At 72.2% G+C, this 11,872-nt stretch carries 9 protein-coding genes; 3 read left to right on the plus strand and 6 right to left on the minus strand.

What is annotated here, in order from left to right; genetic code table 11:
• The first annotated feature begins 1 nt into the window (after window position 1).
• Window positions 2–1,063, plus strand: a complete 1,062-nt coding sequence (locus ACIBG6_RS18470) for a potassium channel family protein (protein ID WP_399224011.1) — start codon at window positions 2–4, stop codon at window positions 1,061–1,063.
• Between the two features lie 43 nt (window positions 1,064–1,106).
• On the plus strand, window positions 1,107–2,093 hold the full coding sequence (locus ACIBG6_RS18475; RefSeq protein WP_399223631.1) for an NAD(P)H-quinone oxidoreductase: 987 nt from the start codon (window positions 1,107–1,109) through the stop codon (window positions 2,091–2,093).
• A 76-nt stretch (window positions 2,094–2,169) separates the two neighbouring features.
• Here the strand turns inward: ACIBG6_RS18475 and ACIBG6_RS18480 are convergent, their stop codons facing one another.
• From ACIBG6_RS18480 to ACIBG6_RS18505, 6 genes are all read right to left on the minus strand, one after another.
• Window positions 2,170–2,718 (minus strand): bacterial proteasome activator family protein, encoded by a 549-nt coding sequence (locus tag ACIBG6_RS18480; protein ID WP_024760339.1) that lies wholly within the window; start codon window positions 2,716–2,718, stop codon window positions 2,170–2,172.
• Window positions 2,719–2,828: 110 nt separating this feature from the next.
• Complete coding sequence (locus ACIBG6_RS18485) at window positions 2,829–5,702, minus strand: FtsX-like permease family protein (protein WP_399223632.1); 2,874 nt, start codon at window positions 5,700–5,702, stop codon at window positions 2,829–2,831.
• Window positions 5,699–6,433, minus strand: coding sequence for an ABC transporter ATP-binding protein (locus ACIBG6_RS18490; RefSeq protein ID WP_024760337.1), 735 nt, complete (start codon window positions 6,431–6,433; stop codon window positions 5,699–5,701). Before ACIBG6_RS18490 ends, ACIBG6_RS18485 begins: the two co-directional genes overlap by 4 nt.
• A gap of 98 nt (window positions 6,434–6,531) precedes the next feature.
• Window positions 6,532–7,215, minus strand: coding sequence for a PadR family transcriptional regulator (locus ACIBG6_RS18495; protein WP_399223633.1), 684 nt, complete (start codon window positions 7,213–7,215; stop codon window positions 6,532–6,534).
• Between the two features lie 94 nt (window positions 7,216–7,309).
• Window positions 7,310–8,131 carry a hypothetical protein gene (locus tag ACIBG6_RS18500; protein WP_399223634.1) on the minus strand — a complete coding sequence of 274 codons (822 nt, stop codon included), beginning with the start codon at window positions 8,129–8,131 and terminating at the stop codon, window positions 7,310–7,312.
• Between the two features lie 136 nt (window positions 8,132–8,267).
• Entirely contained in the window at window positions 8,268–9,926 is a 1,659-nt protein-coding gene (locus ACIBG6_RS18505; RefSeq protein ID WP_399223635.1) for a protein kinase, read from the minus strand.
• Window positions 9,927–10,205: 279 nt separating this feature from the next.
• Here ACIBG6_RS18505 and ACIBG6_RS18510 point away from each other — a divergent pair, with 279 nt between their 5' ends.
• Entirely contained in the window at window positions 10,206–11,852 is a 1,647-nt protein-coding gene (locus ACIBG6_RS18510) for a protein kinase (protein WP_399223636.1), read from the plus strand.
• The last annotated feature ends 20 nt before the right edge of the window (window positions 11,853–11,872 follow it).

The raw sequence follows: 11,872 nt of genomic DNA on the forward strand, positions 1-11,872 counted from the left end.
GATGGCCCGCAACGCGGACGAGCGGATCGCGGGTCCCCAGATCCGGCTGCCCCGCCGGGTCGTCGAGAAGCCGCTGCGGCAGGTCGGCAAACGGCTCCTCATGGCGCTCGGCGTGCTCCTCCTGACGGTGCTCATCGTCTATGTCGACCGCGATGGCTATCACGACAACGCCAATGAGACGCTCGACTTCCTCGACTGCGTCTACTACGCGACCGTGACGCTCTCCACCACCGGCTACGGCGACATCGTCCCGTACAGCGACACGGCGCGGCTCGCCAACATCCTGCTGGTCACGCCCCTGCGCGTGCTGTTCCTGATCATCCTGGTCGGCACCACTCTCGAGGTCCTCACGGAGAGGACCCGGGAGGAGTTCCGGCTGAACCGCTGGAGGTCCACCTTGCGCGACCACACCGTCATCGTCGGCTTCGGCACCAAGGGACGGTCCGCGATCCAGACCCTCTGCGCCACCGGCCTCAACAAGGACCAGATCGTCATCGTCGACCCCTCCAACAAGGTGATCGAGACGGCGAACGCGGACGGCTTCGTCGGTGTCGTCGGCGACGCGACGCGCAGCGACGTGCTGCTGCGGGCCGAGGTGCAGCGGGCCCGTCAGATCGTCATCGCCACCCAGCGCGACGACACGGCCGTCCTGGTCACCCTGACCGCCCGCCAGCTCAACCGGGGCGCGAAGATCGTCGCCGCGGTCCGCGAGGAGGAGAACGCGCCGCTGCTGCGCCAGTCCGGCGCGGACGCGGTGATCACCAGCGCCAGCGCCGCCGGCCGGCTGCTCGGCCTCTCCGTGCTGAGCCCCAGTGCCGGCACGGTGATGGAGGACCTCATCCAGCAGGGCTCCGGCCTGGACCTCGTCGAGCGTCCGGTGACCAAGGCCGAGGCGGGCAAGAGCGTGCGGGAGACCGAGGACCTCGTGGTGAGCGTGCTCCGTGGCCACCGGCTGCTCAGCTACGACGACAAGGCCGCCAGTCCGCTCCAGCCCACCGACCGGGTGATCACCATCGTGCGCGCCGCGCCGGTGACCCCGCTCACCACGCCACCGCAGGACTGAGGGTGCGGGACCGGGCACCGACCGCCGGAGTAGCCTCGCCGCCATGTACGCGATCACGATTCCCGAACCCGGCGGTCCCGAGGCCCTCGTCTGGGCCGAGGTGCCCGATCCCGTGCCCGGCGAGGGCGAGGTCCTCGTCGAGGTGGTGGCGAGCGCGGTCAACCGCGCCGATCTGCTCCAGCGCCAGGGCTTCTACGACCCGCCGCCCGGCAGCTCTCCATACCCCGGTCTGGAGTGTTCGGGGCGGATCTCCGCGATCGGGCCCGGAGTGTCCGGCTGGTCCGTCGGCGACGAGGTCTGCGCGCTGCTCGTCGGCGGCGGATACGCCGAGAAGGTCGTCGTCCCGGTCGGCCAGCTCCTGCCGGTGCCGGAGGGCGTCGACCTGACCACGGCCGCGGCGCTCCCCGAGGTCGCCTGCACCGTCTGGTCCAACATCTTCATGATCGCCCACCTGCGCCCCGGCGAGACGGTGCTCGTGCACGGCGGGGCGAGCGGGATCGGCACGATGGCGATCCAGCTCGCGAAGGCGGTCGGCGCCCGGGTCGCGGTCACGGCCGGGAGCCCCGGGAAACTGGCCCGCTGCGCCGAACTGGGCGCGGACATCCTCATCGACTACCGCGAGCAGGACTTCGTCGAGGAGCTGCACAAGGCGACGGACGGGGCCGGTGCGGACGTCATCCTGGACATCGTCGGCGCCAAGTACCTGGAGCGGAACGTGAAGGCACTGGCCGTCAGCGGCCGGCTGGTGATCATCGGGCTCCAGGGCGGCGTGAAGGGCGAACTCAACCTGGGGGCGCTGCTCGCCAAGCGTGCGGCGGTCATGGCGACCACGCTGCGTTCCCGCCCGCCGCACGAGAAGGCCGCGATCGTCGCCGCCGTCCGCGAGCACGTCTGGCCGCTGATCGGCGCGGGCACGGTCCGGCCGGTCGTCGACCGTACGGTGCCGATGCCGGAGGCCGCCGAGGCGCATCGGGTGCTGGAGTCCGGCGGCCACGTCGGCAAGGTGCTGCTGCTGGCGCCGCAGGGCTGATCCGCGGGACAGGACACGAAGGAGGGGCCCGGCGCACTCGATGCGCCGGGCCCCTCCTCCGTTCCGCCCTCGCGGACTACAGGTACGGCCCCGAGCGCACGGCGTGGCCGTGACCGCGGTCGTCGTCGTCATCGTCGTGCGAGGCGCCCGGCGGCAGCGCCCGGCGCATCTGCTCCAACTGGGCGCGGGCCGCCATCTGCTGGGCGAACAGCGCCGTCTGGATGCCGTGGAAGAGGCCCTCCAGCCACCCCACCAACTGGGCCTGCGCGATCCGCAGTTCCGCCTCGGAGGGGACCGCCTCGTCCGTGAACGGCAGGGAGAGCCGCTCCAGTTCCTCGACCAGCTCGGGAGCGAGCCCGTCTTCCAGCTCCTTCACGGAGCTGGCGTGGATGTTCTTGAGCCTGACGCGGCTAGCCTCGTCGAGAGGGGCCGCACGTACTTCCTCCAGGAGCTGCTTGATCATGCTGCCGATCCGCATGACCTTCGCAGGCTGCTCGACCATTTCCGTCACCGGGACCTCGCGGGATTCGTCGTCACCCTGAGTGCCGCCGAGCGCCGTTCCGTCCTGTCCCACGATGAGGACCTGGGGGCTCTCCTGCGACCTGTCATTCCTCGGCATCTCCATGCCGCCATTCTCTCGCACACATGCCTCACCACACGGTGTGCCCCTGTACGAGAGTGATCCACCCTCGTACAGGGGCACAGGAACGCAACGAACCGACGGGGCCGGGTCTGTCAGGTCGCCGCGCGCCGGGCCACGGCGCCGCGCGAGCGGGTCACCAGGGCGGCGAGGAGCGCGGCGCCGAGCGGTACGGCGACGAGCAGCCCGGCCAGCGTCTCCCAGGGGATGACGATCGGCACGTACGGCGGGCCCGAAAGGCCGTTGTCCCAACCCTGAGCGATGGCCTGCTCGTAGAAGTTGGTCGCCTCGCGTGCCTCGGTGAGCCGGAGCCCGATCGCGGGCAGTACGCCGGCTGCCGATCCGAGGACCACGCCCATCGCCGCGACGACTCCGCACTGGAAGCCGCTGAGCGTACGGCGGACCCGGGGCGGGGCGCCCACGGCGGCGAGCGTCTTCAGATCGGCCTCGGCGTCGGCCTGGGCGAGCCCGGTGGCGATACCGGCGGCGCCGATGGTGACGAGGCCGGCGAAGACGGCCAGCGCGATCACGAAGAGGCTGTCCTCGTTGACGAAGCCCTCCTCGACGTGCAGCTCGGCGTTGCTGCCGAGCTTGGCGAGCTCGCCGTCGAGCTTCTGGCGCGCCTCGGTGTCCGGCATCCGCTCGGTGCTGAAGTACGCACCGGCCGGCAGGGTGGAGAGTCCGGCGGCCTTCGCGGTGGCCGGGGTCATCAGCAACTGGACGCCGTAGGACTTCTGCCCCTTGGGTACCAGATAGGCAGGGACGGAGCTGACCTTCCCCGGCGCGGGCAGGCCCTTCTCGGAAGCCTTGTCGGCGGCGGCGATGTCGGTGACCTGCTTGATGCCGACGGTGCCGTTCTTGTCGATCTCGGCCCGGGAGAAGCTGACGATCTTTCCTTCGGCGAGGGCCTTCACGGCGCCCGGGTCGTCGACGCCGAGAACCTGGAGGACCTTCGCGTCACCGACGAGCAGACCGCCGTCGACGGACATCCAGCCGCCGCGGGAGGACTGGTCGCACCGCCAGTCCTCGGTGATCAGCTTCCGCCGCTGTTCGGGCGTGTACTTCTCGCTGGGGTCGACGCCGCCGGGCAGGGAGGTGGCGTACAGCGGGCACTCGTGTGCCTTGGGAAGCACGACCTCGTAGCGGCCGCAGCCCGCCCCGCCGCCGCCCCAGGGGGCGCAGCCGGGCTTGCCGACCGAGACCCGCTCGACGTCGGCGCGGACGTCGACGGGGAGGTAGCGCTGGATCGCCTCGCGGACCGCGGGGACGTCCCGGCCGCCCTCCTCCAGGACGAAGGCGGAGACCGCCCCGTGCGGCAGCCGGGCCTCGTACGCGGCCTTCTGCTGTGCCTCGCTGCTGGCCATGAAGGTGGAGACGGCGACCGTGCCCGCGACGGCGGCGAGGACGGCGGCGACGGCGGGTGCCGTACGCCCCCGGTTCCGGACGGCGTCCCGCAGCGCGAGCCGCGGGGAGAGCGGCAGCCAGCGCCCGGTGCGACCGAAGAGCCCCACCAGGGCCGGGGTCATGGCGACGACGCCCAGCTCGGCGATGGCGGAGCCGCCGCCCACGATGACGACCGACTCGGTGGCGATCGAGCCGAAGAGCGCGATCGCGCCGCCCAGCAGGATGGCCGCGAGGCCGATCAGGGGCAGGACACGGCTGCTGCGGCGGACGCCGCGCCGGCCCGTGAGCGAGGCGAGGACGGTCTGCCGGGAGGCAGTGATCGCCGGGACGATGGCGGCGAGCAGACCGGTCAGGACGGCGAGCAGCGCGATCCCGAGCAGCTCCAGCGGCCGCACGTCGAAGGCGCCGAACCGCTGGTTCATCATGTCCTCGAGGACCGGCTGCAGCGCCAGCGTGAGGATCACGGCGAGGACCGTGCCGACGACGGCCGCGGCGACGCCGATGACGAGACCGCCGCTCAGCACGATGGCCCGAATGTGGCTGCGGGCACCGCCGTTGGCCCCGACCAGACCGAGCTGGCGGCGCGAGCGGCGGGCGCCGACCGCGAACGCGGGTCCGGCCAGGAGACAGATCTCCAGCATCGCCAGGCCGACGACGGTGGCGACGGCGGCGAGAGCGGCGGCGTCGGCCGCCGGGCTGGAGTCGAAGCTTCCCCAGCCCTCCTTCTGGAAGAGCGGCACCTCGGACTCGGCGGGCGGGTCGATCATGACGGCACGCGAAGTGACGACCACGCCCTTGGCGTTGATCTGCTGGACCGTGTTCCACGTGAAACCACCGGACTTCTTCACCAGATACGAGGTGGAGGTGTCGGGGGTGGGCATGCCGGACTTCTCGACAGCCTTCGCGTACGGGGTGAGGAAGGCACCCGGCAGTGCGTTGACCTGGGGGACGGCGAGCGCGTCGGGAAGTTCGTAGGAGCCGACGATCCGATACGTACGGTCGAAGTTGCGGGCGGAAAGGGTCGAGCCGACCGACAGACCGCTGACCTCCAGGAAGTGCGAGGTCGCCATGACCTCGTCGTTCTTCTCCGGGAAACGCCCCGAGAGGAGGGTCGTGATGCCGCGGGTGATCGGGTCGGACGCCTTCAGCTCACGCACCTCGGCGGAGAGCAGACCGTGGGACGTCGTCAGCTTGGCACTGCCGGAGCGGTCCGTGACGATCGTGGAACCCGCCGGGATCGCCTTGGTGACGTCGGTGGGGCCGTTCGGCCACGGCTCGTCCTTGTAGTCCTTGACCGGCGTGTGCATCTCGCCCGGCGGGTCCTGGAGGATCGGAACGCCCTCGGCGTGGGCGTCCCGGAATATCGCGTCCGCCGTGCCCATCGATCTGTCCGCCCGTTCCGTGGGGGACAGTTCGGAGCTGCGGTAGGTCAGATCGAGGGCACTGACACCCAGGATGGGCAGGGCGATCATCGCCAGGACGAGGGCGCTGCGGCCCTTGGAGCGCCAGGCGTCGCGGCGGGCGATGCGGATCGCGGCCCGCCAGGAGTGGAACCAGGTCTTCACGCCTCCGCCACCTGGCCCGAGAGGAGGGAGTCGGCCTCGCTGCGCACGGTCTGGTCGACGATCGCGCCGTCCCGCAGGAACACGACCCGGTCGGCCCAGGCGGCGAACCGCGGCTCGTGGGTGACCAGGACGCCGGCGGCGCCCGCGTCGCAGCGGGAGCGGAGCAGGGCGAGCACGGACTCGCCGGTCTCGGAGTCGAGGGCGCCGGTCGGCTCGTCGGCGAGGACGAGGCGGCGGTCGCCGACGAGGGCGCGGGCGATGGCCACGCGCTGCTGCTGGCCGCCGGACATCTCGTCGGGGAAGCGGTCGGCGAGGTGGCCGAGCCCCATCTCCTCCAGGGCGGCCAGGGCCTCGACGCGAGCCTTGCGGGCGGAGGTGCCGTCGAGCTCGCGCGGCAGGGCGACGTTCTCGGCGGCGGTCAGCGCCGGGATGAGGTTGTAGTCCTGGAAGACGTACCCGATGCTGCGGCGGCGCAGGGCGGCGAGCTCCTTGACGCTCGCGGTGGTGATGTCGGTGTCCTCGACGATCACATGACCGGAGGTCGGGGTGTCCAGGCCGCCCGCGATGGTGAGGAGCGTGGACTTGCCGGAGCCGGACGGGCCCATGACGGCGACGAGTTCGCCGGGGTACACGGCGAGGTCGATACCGCGCAGGGCGTGCACCTCGGTGGCGCCCGAGCCGTGGACACGGGTCAGGTTCTGGAGCTGCAGCACGGGCTGCTGTGTGGACATGGAGGGGTCCCCCTTGGACGTACGCGGCGTTCGGCCGGTACGGAGCGAGCGGTGGAAGGTGGTGCGACAGCGGTACGGGGTGGGGTGCGACCGTGCGGTCAGCGCGCCCCGCCCGAAGCCGATGCCGGGGTGGTCGTGTTCGCATCGGCCGAAGCCGAAGCCGAAGCCGAAGCCGAAGCCGGTGTCGGTGTCGGTGTCGATACCGGCGGGGATGCGGATGCGGATGCGGAAGCCGTTGTCGACGACAGGCGGATCAGCCGGGCCTCGCAGTGGTCCAGCCACCGCGCCTCGGCCTCGGTCTGGAAGATCAGCTGCTCCAGGACGAGCAGCCAGGCCACGTCGTCCCGTTCCCGCGCGCCCCCGTTCTCGACGGCGACGAGCGCCTGGGCCTTGAGCCGGGTGTAGTCCTGCATCGCCTTCACGGTGTGCCGGCGCTGGGACTGGATGACGTCGCGGATGTCGACGCAGGGCGCACCCACCGCCATGGCGAGCTTGATGGCCAGCTCGTCACGGGCGGGGCTGGTGCGGTCCACCGGCTTCTCGAACCAGGTCCTGAGCTCGGCGAGACCGGCGTCCGTGATCGTGTAGAGCGCGTGCCCCGCCTCGTCCTGGCCCCCCTGCGCGACCATGCCGTCGCGCTCCAGACGGCTCAGCGTCGTATAGACCTGGCCGACGTTGAGCGGCCAGGTGGAGCCGGTGCGGGACTCGAACTCCGTACGGAGCTGGGAGCCGTAGCGAGGGCCACGTTCGAGAAGGGCGAGCAGCCCATGACGGATCGACATACTCAGTATGTATACCGGGTATGTCGTGGCCGACAACCGTCCTGAGACGGAAGGCGAGAGTCCGACTCAAGGGGGACCCGGCGGGCCGAGCGGCTCAGCGGCGGCGCATACGGAGCCCCAGGAAACCGATGCCGAGCCCCATCAGCGCCATCCCCACACCCAGGGTGAGCACGGGAATCCGCTGGTCGACCAGGGTGGGCGCGGCCTCGGCCGCCGTCCCGGGCGCGGCGGCGGGCCGGGTCGCGGGCGCCACCTCGGTCAGCGCCTCGTCCTCCTCGCGTACCGCTTCGACGTCCTCCTCGGCGGCCTCGTACGGGTCGGAGTCTGTTGCCGTCCTGGTACGAGAGGGGTCGGCCGACGGCGGGTCGGCGCCCGGCGGGGCGGCGGGCGGCGTCTCGGAGCGGCCGGGTCGCGGGTGGCCCTCTCCGGCCGGTCGGCCCGCCAGGGAGGTGGCGTCGCTGGGGGCGGGGGCGTCGGTGGGCGTGGAGCTCGGCGCGGCGGGAGAGGACGGGGCGGTGGTGGAGGGCGAGGGCGGCGCGGTGCCGGTCGGCGCGGGCGCCGGCGGGACGGGTGTGCCGGGGCTGCCGGTGCGCCCGGGGGACGCGGACCCGCTTCCGGACGCGGTTCCGGTTCCCGTCCCGGGGCCAGGGGTGGAGGGCGGCGGGACCCCGGGGGGCGTCGTGGAGGAGGAGGGTGTCGTCCCCGTGGCAGGCGGCACGGACGGTCTGGAGGGCCCGGTCGGGGTGGTCGGCGGGGGTGACGCGGGGGGCGTGGTCGGCGCGGCCACCCGCGTACCGCCGGGGGCCTCCGCCCCGTACGCGAGGGGCGCGGCACACAGGGCGAACGCGCAGGCGAACGTGCAGGCGAGCGCGGGGCCGAGGGCCCGTGCCCGTGCTCTGCGCAGTGCTGGAGTCACCGGGTGACCCCCTCCCGTACCGAGCCGCCAAGGTGTCGACTCAGCGTCACATGCCGGGACACTTCCGGCATCCGGGACGGGGGTGGTGGACGTCAGGGGAGGAAAAGGGGACGGCCGTTCCCACCGGCCGTCCCTCCTACTGCGGCGGATTGCCCGTCGAGATCTTGAGGGTGAACTCGGCGTCGTCGGCCGTGATGTCCTCGCCGGCCGGCGGGTACTGCTCCAGGACCGTGCCCTCGCCGTACGTCGCCTCGTCCACGGGGGTCTGGGTCATGATCTTCCACCCGGCCGCCCGGGCGCAGTCCTTCACCGACTGGATGTTCTTGTACGTGAAGTTGGGAACCTCGAACTTGGCGGGGTCGTCGCTCGACTCCGACGGCTGGGTGCACTTCTTCACGTCGATGGTCTTGGTCAGGTCGGGACCCTTGTGGCCGGGTGCCGCCGTCTGGGTCTGCTCCGTGCCGCCGGTGGTGCCGCCCGTGCCGCCGGCCTCCTTGCCCGGGTCGTCCTCCTTGTCGAGCACCACGATCAGTCCGCCGACCGCGAGGAGGACGGCGACGACGGCGCCCACGAGCACCGGGGTGTTCCGGCGGGAGCCGCCGCCCGTCGCCATGGGAGCGGGCGCCGGCGCGTGCATCGGGCCCGTGGCGTACGGCGAGGGGGTCGGCGCGGTCTGGTAGACCGGCGCGGGCGTCGGGGCCTGCTGCGGGTAGCCGTACGACGGGCCGGGCGCGGGCGTCGCGGGGCCGTACGGTCCCGGCTGCGGCGTCGGCGGCAGGTACGGCTGCTGTACGCCGTGCGGGCCGGGCTGCGGCTGCGGCGGCGGGGTCTGGCCGACCGGCGGGAAGACCGCCGAGCCGACGCCCGAGCCGCTGCTGACCGGACCGCCCTGGACGATCATCGGGGCGCCGGTCTGACCGGCCGCGAGCACCCGCAGGCACTCGTCGCGCATGGCCGCGGCGCTCGGGAACCGCTCGTTCGGGTTCTTCCGCAGCGCCCGGGCGACGAGCGCGTCCATCGCCGGCGTCACCGCGCGGTTGACGGAGGACGGGGCGACCGGCTCCTCCTGTACGTGCGCGTACGCGATCGCGAGCGGCGAGTCGGCGTCGAAGGGGAGACGGCCCGTCAGCAGCTGGAAGAGCATGATGCCGACCGAATAGAGGTCGGAGCGGGCGTCCACCGCGCGGCCGAGGGCCTGCTCGGGGGAGAGGTACTGAGGGGTGCCGACGACCATGCCGGTCTGCGTCATCGACGTGACGCCGGACTGCATCGCCCGGGCGATGCCGAAGTCCATGACCTTGACCACGCCGCGCTTGGTCGTCATCACGTTGCCCGGCTTGATGTCCCGGTGGACCAGGCCCATCTCGTGGCTGACCTCCAGGGCGGCCAGCACGTCGGCCGTGACCTTGAGCGCCTTGTCGGCGGGCATCGCGCCGTACTGCCGGACGTCGGAGGCGAGGACCGAGCCGAGCGGCTGCCCCTCCACGTACTCCATGACGATGTACGGCATGACGGCGCCGTCGAGGGTGTCCTCGCCGGTGTCGAAGACCGAGACGATGTTCGTGTGCGACAGCTTCGCGACGGCCTGCGCCTCGCGCCGGAACCGCTCGCGGAACGACGCCTCGCGGCCGAGCTCCGTGTGCAGCGTCTTGATCGCGACCTGTCGGTCGAGGGCGCTGTCGTAGGCCAGGTACACCGACGCCATGCCGCCCTCGCCGAGGAGATCGCGCAGCTGGTACCGGCCGCCCGCTACCGAACCGCCCGCATAGCGGCCCTGTGCGCCGTCCTGGCTCATCTGTGCTTCCCCCATTACGCGCGCGTGGCGGCGTCGAATTCCGGAATTTCCTGGCCAAGTCTGCCCCAGGGCACCGACACGTCAAGCCGCGTGCCCGTTCCGTGACCCTCCGCACAGGACGTGTCCTCGAAGCGTTCCCGAAGTGTCCGCGGAAACCCGTCGAATTTGCACAGGTGTACGTGGACGGGATTGGATGGCCGGTCAACCGCGGACCGTGATGTCGTACGGAGCCTGTAGCGTGACGACTGGACACGGCACGACAGACGACGGCGAGGACTGATGGCACCCGAATCCGGAACAGGTGGCGGTGTGCCGTCCTCGGACGCGGAATCGTGGGGCGTCGGTGGTGTCGTCGGCGACGGACGGTACCGGCTGACGCACCGCCTCGGCCGCGGCGGCATGGCCGAGGTCTTCGCCGCGGAGGACGTGCGCCTCGGGCGCACGGTGGCGGTGAAGCTCCTCCGCGCCGATCTCGCCGAGGACCCGGTCTCGAAGGCGCGCTTCACCCGTGAGGCGCAGTCGGTCGCGGGGCTCAACCACCACGCCATCGTCGCCGTGTACGACTCCGGCGAGGACCTCGTGGGCGGCCGGCCCGTGCCGTACATCGTGATGGAGCTGGTCGAGGGCCGCACCATCCGTGACCTGCTGATCAGCGCCGACGCGCCGGGGCCCGAGCAGGCGCTCATCATCGTCTCGGGTGTCCTCGAGGCGCTGGCCTACTCGCACCAGCACGGCATCGTGCACCGCGACATCAAGCCGGCGAACGTCATCATCACGCACAGCGGCGCCGTGAAGGTCATGGACTTCGGCATCGCCCGCGCCCTGCACGGCGCGCAGTCGACGATGACGCAGACCGGCATGGTCATGGGCACCCCGCAGTACCTCTCCCCCGAGCAGGCGCTCGGCAAGGCGGTCGACCACCGCTCCGACCTGTACGCGACGGGCTGCCTGCTCTACGAGCTGCTCGCGCTGCGGCCCCCCTTCACGGGTGAGACGCCGCTCTCCGTCGTGTACCAGCACGTGCAGGACGCGCCGGTCCCGCCGTCCGAGGTGACTCCCGGCGTGCCGCCGGAGCTCGACGGCCTGGTGATGCGTTCCCTCGCGAAGGACCCGGACGACCGGTTCCAGAGCGCGGAGGAGATGCGCGGGCTCATCCAGTACGGCCTGCAGATGCTGCAGCAGCTGGGCGGCCACACCGGCGCGTGGAACACCGGTCCCGTCGACATGCACGACGGCGGGCACACGCCCGGCGGCGGCATGGCGGCGACGACCGCGATGGGTCACCCGATGCACGGGGAGACCGCGCAGGGCCGGATCCTTCCGCAGATGAACCCGGACGACGGGGCCGTCGGCGGGTACGGCTACGACGGCGGCACGGGCGGCACCGGCGGCTACGGCCAGGACGGGGCGTACGGCTCGAACGGCGGCGGCCGGGGCGGCCGCGGCAAGCTGATCCTCTTCGTGGCGCTCGCGCTGGTCGCGGTCGTCGCGGGTGTCGTGTACGCCATCGACGCGGCGAGCAAGAAGGGCGGCGAGAAGGTGACGCCGATCCCGACGACCGTCAGCAACTCGCCGTCGACGCCCTCCGAGGAGCCCACCCCCTCCGAGGAGCCCTCCACCGAGGAGGAGCAGACGCGGGACCCGGACACGTCGACCGGGGGCGGCGCCACACAGCCGCCGTGGACGCAGGAGCCGCCGGTCACGCAGCCGACGACCACGCAGCCGCCGACGACCGAGCCGACGCCGACGGAGCCGACGGCCACCGAGCCGACGACCACCGAGACGACGCCGACGGAGACGACGACGGCGCCGCCGACGGACCCGACGGGCACCACGGAGCCGCCGGTCGACCCGACCGGCGATCCCACCGACGACGGCGGCGACGGCGACACCCCGCCGACGGGCGGTTCCACCGCCACCGGCTGACCCGCCGGAAGCCGCCTGCG

This window comes from Streptomyces sp. NPDC050842, assembly GCF_044456565.1.
Taxonomy (GTDB): domain Bacteria; phylum Actinomycetota; class Actinomycetes; order Streptomycetales; family Streptomycetaceae; genus Streptomyces.